Annotated in this window: 13 protein-coding genes; 5 read left to right on the forward strand and 8 right to left on the reverse strand. The window is 55.5% G+C overall.

The features are described from left to right. Positions 1-97: 97 nt before the first annotated feature. Entirely contained in the window at positions 98-1,033 is a 936-nt protein-coding gene (locus tag AO065_RS16270) for a DMT family transporter (protein WP_032650360.1), read from the reverse strand. A 52-nt stretch (positions 1,034-1,085) separates the two neighbouring features. Between AO065_RS16270 and AO065_RS16275 the strand changes: the two genes are divergently transcribed. Then, positions 1,086-1,706: a hypothetical protein gene (locus AO065_RS16275; protein WP_004879597.1), complete on the forward strand. Its 621-nt coding sequence runs from the start codon at positions 1,086-1,088 to the stop codon at positions 1,704-1,706. 129 nt (positions 1,707-1,835) lie between these two features. On the opposite strand, the gene AO065_RS16280 is transcribed toward AO065_RS16275, so the two are convergent. After that, a complete protein-coding gene (locus AO065_RS16280; protein WP_004879596.1) occupies positions 1,836-2,429 on the reverse strand; it encodes an SMI1/KNR4 family protein in 594 nt (197 codons plus the stop codon). Positions 2,430-2,778: 349 nt separating this feature from the next. Between AO065_RS16280 and AO065_RS16285 the strand changes: the two genes are divergently transcribed. The 3 genes from AO065_RS16285 (at position 2,779) to AO065_RS16295 (ending at position 7,710) form a co-directional block, all read left to right on the forward strand. After that, positions 2,779-3,333, forward strand: coding sequence for a DcrB/PsbP domain-containing protein (locus AO065_RS16285; RefSeq protein ID WP_004879595.1), 555 nt, complete (start codon positions 2,779-2,781; stop codon positions 3,331-3,333). 1,109 nt (positions 3,334-4,442) lie between these two features. Next, positions 4,443-5,243 carry a Hachiman antiphage defense system protein HamA gene (locus AO065_RS16290; RefSeq protein WP_004879594.1) on the forward strand — a complete coding sequence of 267 codons (801 nt, stop codon included), beginning with the start codon at positions 4,443-4,445 and terminating at the stop codon, positions 5,241-5,243. 1 nt (position 5,244) lies between these two features. Continuing rightward, entirely contained in the window at positions 5,245-7,710 is a 2,466-nt protein-coding gene (locus AO065_RS16295; protein WP_004879592.1) for a DEAD/DEAH box helicase, read from the forward strand. Positions 7,711-7,857: 147 nt separating this feature from the next. Here the strand turns inward: AO065_RS16295 and AO065_RS16300 are convergent, their stop codons facing one another. The 6 genes from AO065_RS16300 to AO065_RS16325 all read right to left on the reverse strand — a co-directional run bounded on the left by AO065_RS16300 (position 7,858) and on the right by AO065_RS16325 (position 13,087). After that, positions 7,858-8,154 (reverse strand): hypothetical protein, encoded by a 297-nt coding sequence (locus AO065_RS16300; RefSeq protein ID WP_004879590.1) that lies wholly within the window; start codon positions 8,152-8,154, stop codon positions 7,858-7,860. Positions 8,155-8,204: 50 nt separating this feature from the next. Further along, entirely contained in the window at positions 8,205-8,813 is a 609-nt protein-coding gene (gene hxsA, locus AO065_RS16305) for a His-Xaa-Ser repeat protein HxsA (protein WP_004879589.1), read from the reverse strand. Then, a complete protein-coding gene (gene hxsC, locus AO065_RS16310) occupies positions 8,810-10,045 on the reverse strand; it encodes a His-Xaa-Ser system radical SAM maturase HxsC (RefSeq protein ID WP_032650357.1) in 1,236 nt (411 codons plus the stop codon). Before hxsC ends, hxsA begins: the two co-directional genes overlap by 4 nt. Next, on the reverse strand, positions 10,045-11,532 hold the full coding sequence (hxsB, locus tag AO065_RS16315; protein WP_004879586.1) for a His-Xaa-Ser system radical SAM maturase HxsB: 1,488 nt from the start codon (positions 11,530-11,532) through the stop codon (positions 10,045-10,047). The genes hxsC and hxsB overlap by 1 nt, the downstream gene beginning before the upstream one ends. Further along, positions 11,529-11,828 carry a His-Xaa-Ser system protein HxsD gene (hxsD, locus tag AO065_RS16320; protein ID WP_004879585.1) on the reverse strand — a complete coding sequence of 100 codons (300 nt, stop codon included), beginning with the start codon at positions 11,826-11,828 and terminating at the stop codon, positions 11,529-11,531. The genes hxsB and hxsD overlap by 4 nt, the downstream gene beginning before the upstream one ends. Before the next feature lie 344 nt (positions 11,829-12,172). Continuing rightward, positions 12,173-13,087: a LysR family transcriptional regulator gene (locus AO065_RS16325; protein ID WP_004879583.1), complete on the reverse strand. Its 915-nt coding sequence runs from the start codon at positions 13,085-13,087 to the stop codon at positions 12,173-12,175. A 318-nt stretch (positions 13,088-13,405) separates the two neighbouring features. Here AO065_RS16325 and AO065_RS16330 point away from each other — a divergent pair, with 318 nt between their 5' ends. After that, entirely contained in the window at positions 13,406-14,428 is a 1,023-nt protein-coding gene (locus tag AO065_RS16330) for a zinc-dependent alcohol dehydrogenase family protein (protein ID WP_004879581.1), read from the forward strand. Positions 14,429-14,463 lie beyond the last annotated feature (35 nt).

The following is a 14,463-nucleotide window of genomic DNA, read 5'->3' on the forward strand; positions in this document are numbered from 1 at the left end:
TGAGCACGAAGGGTGGGGCGACTCTCATGTCACCATGCCTGGCGACTGTCCCAGCAGCATCAACAGCTCCTTTTTAAGGGCTGTACATGTGCAGCATTCAGCGCGTGGCGGTGGGCTTTTTCAGCAGGATGAAGCCTGAAACCAGGATAAGGGCCAGGCCTGCTGCAGTTCGGCTGTTTAGCACTTCATTGAACAGCAGGGCTCCCCAGACAATCGCGAAGATCAGGTAGGTGTAATCAAACGCACCGATGATTGAGGTCTCGCCGATTTGATAGGCCCGAGCGATGCCGGTACTGACCAGTACCATCAGAATTGCCAGCACGACCATTACACCCCAGTCGCCGATGCCCATGGGTGACCAGCCGCCTAGCAGGAAGCGCAGGCCTTCGTTGTCCGGCAGGTGAGGACCGGTCTGTAAAACGACAACGCTGCCGATCATCCCCATCAATAACAACGCGATGTTCAGTGCCAGGGCCAAGTGCATCGGCACCTCTTTGGCGCACTTGCCCTTGGTCACGACCGCTGCCAAGGCATAGAAAATCGCCGCGAGCACGGGCAGCAGTGTCCATAGATTGAAGTCGGCCTGACTGGGCGCGAGCGTGACCAGCACCCCTGCGAACCCCACCAGAATGGCCAGCCATTTGCGCGGTGTGACATGCTCGTCCAGAGTCACTGCCGAGAACAACGCAATAAACAGTGGTGTCGTATAGATTGCCAATGCGGCCGTGGTCAGACTGATGAAGGGCAGTGCGCTATAGAAGGCGATCCACATCAGCGCCAGCAGCAGGCTTCTTGTTCCCACCCAGAAGGGGGAGAGTGGCCATCTTTGCGTTGTGCCACCACGGCGCATCAACCAGGCGGCGATAATGCCGATGGCCAGGAGCGAGCGAATCACATAGAGCTGCCACATTGACGTCTCGGCGCTGGTGGCTTTTATAAGAGCGTCTGACACGGACAACAGGAACACCGAGCCTACAACGATGAGGATGCTTTTTCGGTTTTCAGCGGCGGTAACTGTTGTGGTTGCAGGCATGATGGGTCCTGATGTGATCGAGTGGGCGGTACGTGCAAGGAGACGTTGCAGGATGTTCGAGCTTAATTCGTTTCGCGAGACAGTAGAGGCTATCGCTGCATGCTCTGATGATCGGGCGTTATGGCAGCGATACGCCTGGGTCTACGTTCAGGGCGATACAGCGTTGCTGGAAAGCCGCTTTTACCTGGTGCCGAATCTCGATGAGGATGATGAGCTCCGCATTTTGGACCTTGGCGATCAGTACAACCTTTCTCCATGCCTGGAAGCGGCTGATTTTGCAGATGTGTTGTGTGTACAGAAGCGACAGCAGCCGCACTCCAGCCTGGAGGACTACGCTATCGCCCTTGAGCATTACGCTCAACAGGATGCTTTTCTGGAAGTGCCCGGCGGTGATGACATGAAGGCAGCAGAACCCGGGTTGGCACGCGAGTTATACGCCGAGTACGATCTGTTTCTGGCTGAATGCACGCCTGATCGGCTGACTGTCGCGGCGCGGGAGGTCAGCGCTGTCCTGGAAATCAACATTGCCACAGCGTTGCAGCGTTGTCGGGCGTTGCCCTTGTGTCTGGGCGAGCGCATGACCGGCGATCAGTGCATACAGATCAAGGCGCGTTTTTCCGCGCTTTCGGTTCCGCTGCAGGAAGTGATCCATCGCTCATTTCCCTGGCAGTGAGGTGACTTCAGGACTTCAGATGAATGAACGCGTAGTCATCGTCAGTCAGTTGCTCCCCGTCGTTGTATGAACAACAAAGACGTCCGTTCACGCCCATCACGGCATCAATACCTTAGCCGAGCGAAGACGTCAGTAGTCTTCATCCTCGAAAACGAAGGCGTAGTTTTCATCAATCAACTGTTGCAGGTAATGATCAAAGCTTGGCGCAATCACTTTATAACTGTCAGGGTCGTGAAGGTAGCGTACGACCTGACCCACGTTGCCGCCAGCTACTGGATTAAAATCGATATACAGCTTCGAGCTTCCCCCATTGTTCATGCAGTGCGAGAAACATAGCCGCTCATGCATGCCCAGCGATATGTCGATTCCGGGGCCGACCAGATCGGGCTCCTCATCCAGATAGCCTGCATAAATTTGCGCAATGCTCCGAGTGTAAGTGTCACTTTCTTCAAGGATCTGAGCGATCGAACTGAGGTAGTACGGATACTCGAATACATCTGAGCCCAGTACCAACACCATGACTCTGCCGTCCGGGTAATCTCGATAGTGCGTGCCATCGATCTGGCCAAGCAGTTCCAACAGGCTCGCGGGGCAGAGCGGATAACGATCGTTCAGCCGCTGCACATCTGCCGTCGAAGCCCCGTGTGCATGTTTCAGCTCATTGAGTCGTTCGGCTGGCAGGGCCTTGCGCAGACCAGCGAGGTACGTATCGACGAGGCTCATGATTGAGATCCTTGCAAACCATCGATTGATGGCTTCACGCTACATTATTGGCGATCGCTCGACTATCCCACTTGTTCTCGTATGCAGGTTTCGTCCATTAACTGAGGTGATCGGATAACGCTCGGCGGCAGGGAATAGCAAGAGGTTCATGGTTCGTTGAAAGGCAAAAATGGTCAGGTAATCAGGCTGCCCAACCAAACTTAAAGACTACCTGGGTCCCCAAAAAATTTTGACTGGGCTCCAGGGCGGTAGCTACACAACTTCGTGGGCAAGTGAGCAGGCAAGTAAGCTAGGCTGTTCGCACCAAAGGCCGTCGGTATTCTGCGGCCTGAAAACAAAGGCGCTATCAATGTCGAAGCATTTGCTGTTGGGCTGGCCCCGTTGCTTGTGCGTGCTTGCTGCCTTGAGCGGCGCGGCCACCATGGCAGTTGCTGCCCCGCCTGAGAAAACCGCAACGGCGGCATCGGATATGCAATCGGTGTCTCTGGCAAGCGGCAAGCTGAAGTTCGTGCTGAAAGGCGTCGAGGCCCGTACCTTGAACAGCGAAAACGGCGGCACGATGTACTTCGATCCGAAAAGCGAACGGGCCATTATCGTTACCGAAGGTCCGGTGCCGACTGCGGGTACCACCCCGGACGCTGCGTTTCGTCTTGCCGTGGATACCTTGAAGGAAAAGCAGCAGGCCGCGTCACCCAACTTTCGCATGACTGGCGAGAAGACCATTCATGTGAACGGCTTGAAAATGTACCGCCTGGACGGCACCGACGATTTTAACGGCCTGAAACTACTGATGGCCTCGTTGATGACGATGAACGATCAAACGATCACCATCATCGAAGTGATGTCCAGCGTGAACGACCCAGCGGGGCATACCGCTGCGTTGAAGAACATTCTGGGCGAGTAAACCGCAGGTTTCCGGGTAGTAGGCTGTCGGTTCCTGACGGTCTGCCCATCACAAGGAGCCCGCATGATCTCATGCGCAAAGCTTGCCCAACTCGGTGTCGTGCTCCCCGATCCGCCCGCGACGCGTGGCGACTATGTATCCCACGTGGTACCCGGATATTCAGACTGTTGTGCTGCGGATGACTGGAAAATATACCTGCGAAAGCCACTGAGGGTACGAATTCGACGGCTCCGTCTCCTGAGTGTTTCGGAACTGGGTCCCTTCCATTGGAGGCCTATGATCCGAGTGGGTTAGATTCTGCAAAGTAAATGCTGACCTAGACCCTGAGTGGCGCCTTCTGGGGGGCATATTTGCCTGATGCAGTCAGCGACCGGATGAACGCATCGCTGAATTTTGGCGGTAAGGGGCCTCCTTCGGTGGAGATCGTATTGGGGTGTTAAATTTGGATTTGATATATCCCTAAGCCCCCCATCAAGCTTGAATTGGATACATTCTGATAGGCGGCAATGGATACAAGAACGTGGCTGACTTCATACATTTAACGGCTTTCTGACTTCCAGCGGAGCTTAGGCAAAGATTATCAGGATCCCCAAAAAACATTTTGACTGGGCTCTAGGACGGTATTTTCAGGCGGAAAAAATTCAATGTGCCCCCAGTTTTGCCCCCAGTGCATCAGGTTCGCGAGTGGCGATCTCCGGCAGAGCCAGATGGATTCAGATGGCTTTCAGTAGTTCATAAGTGAGGGGAAGGGGCTCACATTGCTTATCTCTCAGTCGGGAATTACCAGCGACGACGGATAGAGCTGTCTACGGTGCTGCGAATCTCTCAGTCCGACGCTGGTTGATCTGCGAACATCTGTATACTTATACAGCTATTGCGCAACCTCCGACGATTTGCACCAAAAGTTGTCTCCGTTGTTGTTTACCGCTCCCGTCAATCACGCTAACTTGCGGTAACGCTGGCAGAGTGCCGCTATCGGTCATCCCTGACCAGATCTCACTCGCGCGCACAGCTGCTCAGCTAGTGCCTACCCTTAATCAGGGCGGGATCATTGATCGCGCCCAGCAACCGCAAGAGGATTCTGCGGTTTAGTGTTTGTAGGAAGTGTTATGGATGGCGTGAGCTTCAAGCAGGTAGATCAGTATGCCCTGTGTTGTGTCGAGAATTTTTCTGATGAGCTTAAGCTCGCGCTGAGGGAAAACCTCACCCGTATCTGCCATGGTGCTGATCAGGCCAGCAAGGACAGGGCGATCTACAAATACCCTGCGACGATTAAGCACTTCTGGAACGAGCGCTATTCTAAAAAAACTTGGGAAACCCGGATTGGTATGCTGGGTGAGCTCCTGTCTCACGTCATCATTCTGAAGCTCTTCCCCAACTTCGATGTGGTCTCCCCGTTCTTCAATATGGAAGAGAAGAGTATCCGGAAGGGCTTCGATCTCCTCCTATACGAGACCTCAACCAACAACGTCTGGATCACCGAGGTCAAGTCGGGCGGCAGAGGGGCGAACAAGACTTCTTGCTCGGCCACAAGTGCTCAATTGCGTTTGGCTCGGGATGACCTCAAGAGGCGTTTGGCTGAGCCGGAGCTCAATCACTGGCTCAATGCGATAAATGCCGCGAAAAATGCGATCCACAACAAAGCTAATTACCGGGACTCGGTTATTGAGATCTTGGAGATGGAAGGTGATTTGGCTGAAGAAGACGGGGCGAGTGCTTCGGACAACAATGTGTTTCTGGTCTCTGCCCTGTTCAGCGAAGTGTCCCAGGCTATCGCCGAAAATACCGTGTCAAACTTCACCACCAAGCTGGTAGCTGAAGCTGTGTTCAAAACGGTGTGGGTGCTGTCCCTCCACAAAGGCACCATGGAAAAGCTGGAAGAGTTTTTGAGGCAGGAGGCGGAGCAGTAGCATGGAAGAGCTGACTATCAGGAAACTGGGCAACACCAAGTTCAAGGATCTGTATTTCCAACTCCTCAAGGGAGACGAACTGTGTAACACAGAGATTGTGAAACTTTTGGCGATCGCCGTGCTGCTCCTTAACCACAAGACCCTCGAAATTCGACGTCTCGGCTACCGCATTATCCTGTTTTACGGTAACGCTTCGGGTCAGTACCAGGCGCTGTACGATGTAGCACTCAACAGTGGTCTTCACCCTGTCTCAGCGGTAATCAGCAGCTACTTTTCCGAGGATGATCACCGCAGCGAGTCGTTCATCCGAAACATCGTGGGCAGCTACATCGACACCTTCCGTGACCAAGGCATCGTGCTGACTGAGCAACAGGATGCCCTGCGGACATTTGTTCAGTCGGAGTACCGTAAGTCGTCAGTCGTGGTTGCTCCGACCAGTTACGGTAAATCTGAGCTCATCATCCAATCGGTGAGGGAAAATCCAGGGCAGCGGATCCTGATCCTTGTGCCTTCTAAGGCTCTGCTGGCCCAGACGAAAAAGCGGTTGATTTACGCGGACATTGAGGGGTTGGGCAAGGTGGTGACCCATCCCGAGATGTATTCGGTTGAGCGAAAGAACAGGGCATTTGTCCTGACCCAGGAGCGGCTCAACAGGCTATTGAACGAGAACGCCGGGTTGAGCTTCGATATGGTCTTCGTCGACGAGGCCCACAACCTGCTGCAGAGCGACCGCAGAAGTGAGTTACTGGCTGCCATGTTGTGCATCCTGGGGGCTCGTAATCCGGAAACATCATTCAAGTTCCTGACTCCCTTCCTATGCGATGAACTCAACGTCCGTGTGCGCTTCCTGGACATGATCCCGAGCGGATTCAAGATCGACGAGTACATCAAGTCTGAGCGCTTCTACATCAGGGATTTTAGGGGAGGGAGGGGCCAGACGAAGCTGAAGCTCTATGACCATTTCCTGAATGACTGGATGGAGTTCGATCGGAGGTATGCAAACTGCTTCGAGCTCATCAAAGGCGAAGCACTGTCCAAAAACATCGTTTACGGCAACAGGAAGAAAAGCATTGAGTCATTTGCGGTTGAACTGGCTGCCGTGCTGCCGCCCGTAGATTGTCCGCTGATCCAGACGGCCTGTGCCGAGCTAGGAGAGCTTTTTGACCGACGCTACAAACTGATCGGCTGCCTGCGCAAAGGGGTTATGTACCACCATGGTTCGATCCCTGACACCATCCGTCTTTACTTGGAGAACCTCTTTAGTAGCTCCAAGCAAATGAGGTTTCTGGTCTGCAACTCCACGCTTCTGGAAGGGGTGAACCTGCCGATCGAACGACTCTTCGTTTTTGATTTTTTCAAAGGGAAGCAAAAGCTGACGCCATCTCAATTCAAGAACCTGGTCGGACGCGTCAATCGGTTCAGTGAGGTCTTTGCGCCTGGAGCTAAGGCTGCGTTGAGAAAGCTGGAGTCCAGCATCTACCTGTTGGGCGTAAATGGCTACACACGCGAAAATGCAGCGCTTGAGACTTTCTACGATAAATCCGTCAACGTCTCAAAGGTGGTCAAGGACACTGTCAGCAACGTTCTGCTTGAAGCCACCAAGATCATCGATGGGAAGATGTCGGTTCTCTACGACGACGCCGTGGCTCGTCTAGAGAATCTGCATCCTGGCGTGGTTAAAGATCGAGAGTGTCGTTACGTTACCACTCAGGTGGGCAAGCTCCTCATCGCGAACAGTGTCAGTGAAATTGACGTGTTCTCAGAGGAGCAGGCTATTGAACGGAAGATCAGGCGAGGCATCGAGGCGAACGGCGTCATCAATACCGTTGACAGGCTGATGCTTGCGATCTCCAAATCGTTCGTCGATCACTTCGACGACAGCCGAGAGTACAGCGACCTAGTGCGTCTCAAGCAAGAGCCTGCCCGGAATTTCTACGCCATGATCCTGGATTGGAAGCTGAAGAAACTCAGCGTCAAGCAGACGATCCGACAGACGCTCGCGTACTGGAAAAAGCTGGTCGAGACTAGCCATAGCGATCACGTATTCGTGGGTAAATGGGGTGATACCAAATATCGCGACAGCAAGTACGAGAACTGGGTAAGAATCTCCCAAAAGGATGACGGCGAGCGTATTAACCTGGCAATCGTCCGTCTCAAGGACGAGGACGATTTCTTCGACAACAAGATTTTCAAGTTCGTCGAGGTGCTGAATGGGGTTGGTGCCCTGGATCCAGGCTTCTACAAACTCATCAAATACGGTACTGCGGATGACACCAAGATCAAGCTCATCCGCGATGGCTACAGCCATGGCCTAGCGGATCTGATGCTCGAAAGGTACCCCGAAACTGTGCGTGCGACGCTCGGCGGCGAGATCGAAGTGAGCCCTCGCCTAGTGAACATGATGATCAACAACGAGGAAAGCGATCTGCTGATTTTTGAAGCCAAGATGAACCTCAAACCCATCTGATCGGGAAGATTAAGATGTGATGAGCGGACGCAGAAATTGAGTAATTTGCATCGACCCATTGGCTTTGCGAATCGCTGCTGATCTTTATATGAATCGATACAAGGATGTTTGTTGCTTTTGGCTTGATGAGGCTGCGTGCGCATTGCTCTAACGAGCCGCTTGGCAAAGTGGGCCGGCTTTTTCGTACGTATGGTTGGAGCTGACTTCCACAGCTTGTGCTTGTCCGAAATGATTGTTACCAGCGAGGTAGTCCAACGCTCGCTGGAAAGCTGCTCGAGTCAGCGCCAACTGCGAGTCTTCCGATCCGGTCTCAATCACAACGCGATTTGCATCAACGGTCGTGATACGGAAACGGGCGCTACGCGAGAGTATTTGTAGTTCCTTGCCTTGCAGGCGGCTGGTTAACGCCCAGAGAGTGTGGTCGACCTGAATGATATGCTGCATGGGATAATTCTTCCGTTGCTGAACGGACGCTAGCTTTAACCTGAAGCGACTTATGGAATCTTGATCCCTAACGCATTCAGCGATGGTGTATCCATCCGGCCATTCACAGCCAGCCCACTGTCCATCTGAAAGGCCATCAACGCCCCACGTGTCGCCTTGCCCATCACCCCATCAATGGTGCCTTGGTAATACTGGCGCACCATCAGCGCGGTCTGCACACGGGTGACTAAGTTGCTTTTCTGCTCATTGGTGGCGCGGCTCTTTGAAGGGCTCGAAGTTGTCCCGCTGGCAGTGCCAGGCGACTGATAAAGACTATTGCTGCTTGGGGTGCTGCTTGAAGCGCTCGGCGCACTGTAGCTTCGGGTACTGGTAGCGGGTGGGCTGTAGTAGCGAGGTGCGCTATAGCCACCCGAGCCGCTGTAGTGAGAACTGTGCGAACTGTGGGACCGGTGTGAACTGTGCGAACGATGCGCCGCATAGATGTTGACGGTGTCTGGCGCATTGAGCGTATCGGCAAATACCGGGGGCCGTAGCTTGTCGTTGGGTTGCCAGTTCGCATCGGCGAGCGACAGATGGCCCGCCTGTGCCAGGGTGGTGCCTGCCATTGGCAGCAAGCTGATCCCACTAATCAGGACTTTCCAGCGGTCGAGCAATTTCACTGTGCACTCCTTGCATAGGCGCTAAAGGCCTCGGTCGATAGTAGTTGTACGCCGCGGCTCTGCCAGCGGTCGGTGTGGGATTTGAAGAAGCCAGAGCAATGTTTGACGGCAGCGCATTGTTGGCAGGTATCGATGAACAGGTTCTTCCAGTCCGAGATGCTCTGGCGGGCGAAACGCGAGAGGTGGGCCGGGATCAGGCACAGGGGCAAGTTGTAGATCGAAACCGGCACTCCGCGGTTGAACAGGAAATACACGGTCTGGCTCAACGACTCCTGATAGTCCAGCGGGTCAATCCACAGTTCTTCGTAGTTCTTCCTGGCCAGGCCGGTACTTTCGATACCCATCAGCGCAACATGCCGCACGAAGGGCAAATTCCTGAACACGTAGTGGGCGAGCTCTGGCAAGCGCGGCGTGGTCAGGCGATTGAGCACCACGCGTATCTCGATGATCTGGTCGGCGCGCGCCAGGTTATAAAGACCTTGCAGGGTTTCGCTAAACGCGCCGGGAGCCTGCACCACATGGTCATGGTCTTCTGCATTGTCGGCATACAGCGGGATGCCCCAGCTCAACTGAGGGTGACCGATGGAAGAGAGCGCATCGATCCAGCTCGGGTCTTGGAACAGACGCCCGTTGCTGAGCACATGAATGGATTTCTGCGGCAAAACGGCTTTGCACTTGGCTAGGATTTCGAGCAGCCCGTCGCGATAAAGCGTGGGTTCTCCGCCGCTGATTCCCAGATTTTCCTCGCTCTGGTCCATCAGGTCGATTAGCCGTAGGTTCTCCTCGATATGCCAGCGGTCATCAATATCTTTGGGCGGCTGCGAGCACATTAGACAGAGGCTATTGCAACGATCGGTCATAAACAGCAGGTTGCTGTCTGAGCATCGTCGATAGAGCACTCGCACCAACGCGTTGCCTGGTGTGATGGCAATGACATCGCCGGGCTGCACGACCTCCGCATCTTTGGGTGTGTGCAGGTGTAGCTGCGCGCTGTCGAAGTCGCCAATCAATGGCTCTGGGGTCAGGAATCCACCCACTGGTAATGAGAGCAGATGCGGGCTCCGTAGCCGTTCTTCGTTTGGCAGCCAAAGCAGCAGGTCACCGAAATCAGCGCTTCCGGCACAAACAGCCAAGCCTTGTTCTATGAACTCATCCAGAGTGATGACCTTGAGCAGTTTCGGCTCATTCAGGTGATGGATTTCGAAGTGGGTATCTTTGCGCAGCATCGCCATCAGCCCCTGTAACCCGGGAACCGGACATCGTTGTAAGAGCGCCTGTTCAACCAAGACAGCAGCACCCTCTGCACGTTGTCGTCGCCATCGCAAAGCAGGCCGAAAAGATGCTTCAGCAGCCCCATGTTCTTCTTGCAGAAGCTGCTGAACACTCGGTGTCCGATCGGGTCAGCTTGGCGGGCATAGTGTTCGACGGGGTCAGCACCACAGTACGGGACAAGTGCGCAGTCGGAGCAGCCCGGCAGCGCCTCTGCTACACCACTGGCGAGCAACGCATTCATAACGGGCGATGCGAGTAATTCAGACAAGGGTTGCTGTACGGTGCCGAGCCTCAAGCCGTCTTCACCCATCTCCAGCAACATTCGGGCTTCGTCCGAGGGATAGACGTAACCGTCATAGTTGTAAACCAGCGCTGCAGTGCCTGCGCCAGCAGGGGAGCGCAGGTCTACATAGCCGGAGGAGAAGGGTGTTAGGATATTTTTCAGCAACAGGCTCGTATAACTCTCTGAGAGGTATACGCCCTGTTGGTTGATATGCAGCAAATAGCCCAGTGCCTTCTTGTAGAAGGCCAGGTATCGCTCAATAGGGTAATCAAGTCGAAGGACACTCTTGGTGGCAAACCCATAAGGGCTCAGAGGCCGAAGCGAGATGCTGGAGAAGCCCTGTCTTACATACTCATCGATGATCGCTTCAGGTTGTTCGAGGCTTCTTGAAGTCAGCGTGGTCAGCGCGGAAACCGCATCATGGCCAAGGCGCTCACGGACCCACTGGATGCCTTTTACAGTGCGCTCGTAGGAGTCTCGTGACGGGGTAGGGCGGTTGGCATTGTGCAAGGGCGCCGGCCCATCGAGCGAGGTCGAAAACTGGATGCGATTTTGTTCTGCGAAGTCGAGTATTTCCTCCGTCAGGTGGTGCAGCGTGGTGGTGATGACGAACTGGATATCCCGTTGTTCGACCACGTTCCGTTCAGCGATCCATTCGACAATCTGGCGGACGCGCTCGAAAGCCAGAAGCGGCTCGCCACCCTGAAATTCTACAGTGAGGGCGGGAGCATTCGATTCGAACAGGCGATCGACCGCCGCCAGTGCATCCGCTTCCGAAAGGTCGTGGCCGGATCCTCCCAGAGGGGCCCGCGACACCTGGCAGTACTGGCAGGTGTGGTTGCAACGCAATGTCACTACGAACAAGTGCAGTGCAGGGCCCTGGAAGAGGAAGTCCTTGCGACTGCGATACTGCGCGGCCATTTCCGGGAACGGGTCGTGGCGGCTTGGTTCGTAGATGAAGTGGCGGGCCAGCAGGTTCTTGTAAAAAGGCGTACTTGCTTGAACGTCGAAGTAACTGAGGGCTCGTAATTGCGCGTCGTTCACGTGCATGTACTCACCGGTATCGGAGGTGAGCAGGATGTCACGGTCACGTCCCGTGTCCATGCGCATGAATCGGAAAGGCAGCAAGTGGTATCGCTTGGCGTCTGTCGCAATCAGTGTCACTGCGAAACCCCACATCCAGCGAGTGCGGCTCGGGCCAGAACTTCTCGTAACCCGGCTGTTTCGCGGTTGATGTGGTCGCGCAGGGCAAAGTCGTTCAGATGCTGAAGGATCAGCGAGTGAGCTTGCTCCGGGGAAAGTATTAGCCTTGATTCAGCGGGGTGGGCAGTGAGACTTATATGACTGGCGTCAATACCGACCTGGATCGCGACAGTGCCGGCCAGCGAATAAGCTACGCGTTGCACCACACTGAGCGGGTAGGCTGCGCTATCGAGTTTCAGTGTGACTGGCCATGTCATCGGAACCGCTCCTTCATATCCGTTGGGAACGTGTGGATTTTGCCGGTTGCCGAGGCATTTTGCCATTATAATTTTTACATTTGCGCGCATTTTGCCAGTGTGGTGGGTGGTGCGCTCAGTACGGCTCGCCCATTAATAAGGGGTAGAGCCGAGGGTTCAATCTCTCTCAATTCACCCATCCTCATCAATAGCCCGCTTGGCCTCAGACTGGGGGTATCCTTTTCAAACCATCCAAAGCCTGCCCTCAAATATGCCTCCAATGTAGCAATCCACTGGAAATGAACGGACATCCATGGCCTATGAAAAGCCAGAACTGGTCAGATAAACAGCCTGCCAGACGACCCCTAAAGACTATCCGGATCCCCAAAAAACATCTGAATCCGCGACCGCAACCACCGCTCCCCCGGATCATTGTCCTGCGCCCCACGCCACGCCATGTGCAGTTCAAACGTACGCGTCTCGATAGGCAGCTCTTCAGCCCGCACACCACCGGCCGCAGTCAACACCTGCGCGGCATAATCCGGGACGGTGGCGATGATGTCGGTGCCGGTCAGCAGCGTGGCCAGGCCATTGAACTGCGGGACGGCGAGGACAACATGGCGTTTGCGGTCCAGTTGTTCCAGGTGCTCGTCGATGAACCCGCTCAGGTCGCCTGCGAAGGACACGAGGGCGTGGGGGCGGGCGCAGAAGTCGTCGAGGCTCAGTGGGCCGGGGATCGAGTCGGCGCGCAGCAGTTGCGGCTTGCTGCGGCGCAGGACCTTGCGCTTGGCGTTGGCGGGCAGGTCCTGGGTGTAGCTGACGCCGACCGAGATTTCGCCCGATGCCAGCAGGGGCGGCATCAGGATGTAATTGACCCGTCGGATGACCAGTACGATGCCCGGCGCTTCCGAGCGCAAGCGTTTGAGCAGGGTGGGCAGCAGGGCGAATTCGACGTCGTCGGACAGGCCGATTCGGAATACCGAGGTGCTGGTGGCCGGGTCGAACTCCGAAGCGCGGCTGACGGCTGTGGAGATGGAGTCCAGCGCTGGCGAGAGCAGGCCGAATATCTCGGTGGCGCGTGCGGTGGGCTCCATGCTGCGGCCGGTGCGTACGAACAGTGGATCGTCGAACAGCCCGCGCAGTCGTGACAGGGCGGCGCTGATAGCCGGTTGGCCGAGGAACAGTTTCTCCGCCGCGCGCGTCACGCTTCGTTCATGCATCAGTGTTTCAAAGACGATGAGCAGATTGAGGTCGACGCGACGCAGGTCGTTGCGATTCATACGAAGGGTCTCGGGCCATGTGTCGAATGGAAGCGGGGGCAGGGTGCGATAGTACGAGCAAACGTCGATTTCACGAATCAAAAATTAACAGAAAGATCATTGACCTGCGTTAAATGCCCACATGGGTTGCAATGTTTCGTCGACATGCGAACAATGGCCGCCATCTGCGAATCGCCGCACAAGCGTTGTCTGGCAAGCTGTGCAGCCTTTCAGGGACAATCGATGACAGGCATGTCGACTATTAATAGCCACTGATAGTGTTACCGGCAATGCCCGGATAGAGTTTGTGGCATCAAGGTTTACGAGGCGAGGTTCTCAATGTCCCGCATGATCCGTTTTAACCAGTTTGGCCCGGCCGAGGTGCTCAAGATCGAAGAGCACCCCGACGCGTTGCCTGCACCCGGTGAGGTGCAAGTGCGCGTCCAGGCGATCGGCGTCAGCTGGTATGACGTTCTCTGGCGACAAAATCTGGCTTCCACCCATGCCCGCTTACCGGCCGGTCTGGGTTACGAAATGGCCGGCGTGGTGACTGCGCTGGGCGAGGGTGTCGATGACCTGCGCGTTGGCGACAAGGTGGCCAGCTTCCCCGCAGCGGACGCCAACGAGCATCCGGTGTACGGTGAATCGATTGTGCTGCCGCGCAAGGCGCTGGTCCGTTACCCGGATGTGTTGACGCCGGTTCAGGCCAGTGTGCATTACACGTCGTATCTGGTGGCTTACTTTGCCTATGTCGATCTGGCACGGGTCAAGGCGGGTCAGTACGTGCTGGTGACCGATGCAAGCCACTGCGCCGGACCTTCCTTCGTGCAGTTGGGCAAGGCGCTGGGGGTACGTGTCATCGCGGCGACCAAGACGGAAGATGCTCGCGATTACCTGCTGTCTCTAGGCGCCGAGAAGGTCGTTGTGACGGAAGAACAGGACCTGTTGATGGCGATCAACAAGTACACCGATAACCGCGGCGTCGATGCGGTCTTCGATGGCCTGGGCGGTCCACAGATGTCGTTGATGGGTGATGTGCTGGCCCCGCGAGGCAGTCTGGTGCTCTACGGTCTGCAAGGTGGCAACCAGACGCCGTTTCCGGCCTGCGCTGCCTTCCAGAAGAACATTCAGTTCTACGTTCACTGCCTGGGCAACTTCACCGGCAAGCCGGAGCTGGGCATTACTCAGGACGAGGAAGCGCTTAAGCGTGCGCTGCAGGACCTCAACCAACTGACCACCGACCGCGTGCTGGCTCCGTTGCAGACGCGCAGCTTCCCGTTCGAGCAGGTGGTTCAGGCGCACCGGTACATGGACACCTGTCCGATTGGTGGGCGTGCGGTGCTTGAGCTTGAGGCTGACTGAGGTCTGCGAACGGCATAAGTCAGTGGTTGCACAGA

Source organism: Pseudomonas viridiflava, from assembly GCF_001642795.1.
GTDB lineage: Bacteria > Pseudomonadota > Gammaproteobacteria > Pseudomonadales > Pseudomonadaceae > Aquipseudomonas > Aquipseudomonas viridiflava.

Coding starts and splice junctions, on each gene's coding strand:
- AO065_RS16280 (WP_004879596.1), bottom strand. CDS start 2,429: ATGAGCCTCGTCGATACGTACCTCGCTGGTCTGCGCAAGGCCCTGCCA.
- hxsD (WP_004879585.1), bottom strand. CDS start 11,828: ATGACATGGCCAGTCACACTGAAACTCGATAGCGCAGCCTACCCGCTC.
- AO065_RS16285 (WP_004879595.1), top strand. CDS start 2,779: ATGTCGAAGCATTTGCTGTTGGGCTGGCCCCGTTGCTTGTGCGTGCTT.
- AO065_RS16325 (WP_004879583.1), bottom strand. CDS start 13,087: ATGAATCGCAACGACCTGCGTCGCGTCGACCTCAATCTGCTCATCGTC.
- AO065_RS16300 (WP_004879590.1), bottom strand. CDS start 8,154: ATGCAGCATATCATTCAGGTCGACCACACTCTCTGGGCGTTAACCAGC.
- AO065_RS16270 (WP_032650360.1), bottom strand. CDS start 1,033: ATGCCTGCAACCACAACAGTTACCGCCGCTGAAAACCGAAAAAGCATC.
- hxsC (WP_032650357.1), bottom strand. CDS start 10,045: ATGGCGATGCTGCGCAAAGATACCCACTTCGAAATCCATCACCTGAAT.
- AO065_RS16295 (WP_004879592.1), top strand. CDS start 5,245: ATGGAAGAGCTGACTATCAGGAAACTGGGCAACACCAAGTTCAAGGAT.
- AO065_RS16275 (WP_004879597.1), top strand. CDS start 1,086: ATGTTCGAGCTTAATTCGTTTCGCGAGACAGTAGAGGCTATCGCTGCA.
- AO065_RS16330 (WP_004879581.1), top strand. CDS start 13,406: ATGTCCCGCATGATCCGTTTTAACCAGTTTGGCCCGGCCGAGGTGCTC.
- AO065_RS16290 (WP_004879594.1), top strand. CDS start 4,443: ATGGATGGCGTGAGCTTCAAGCAGGTAGATCAGTATGCCCTGTGTTGT.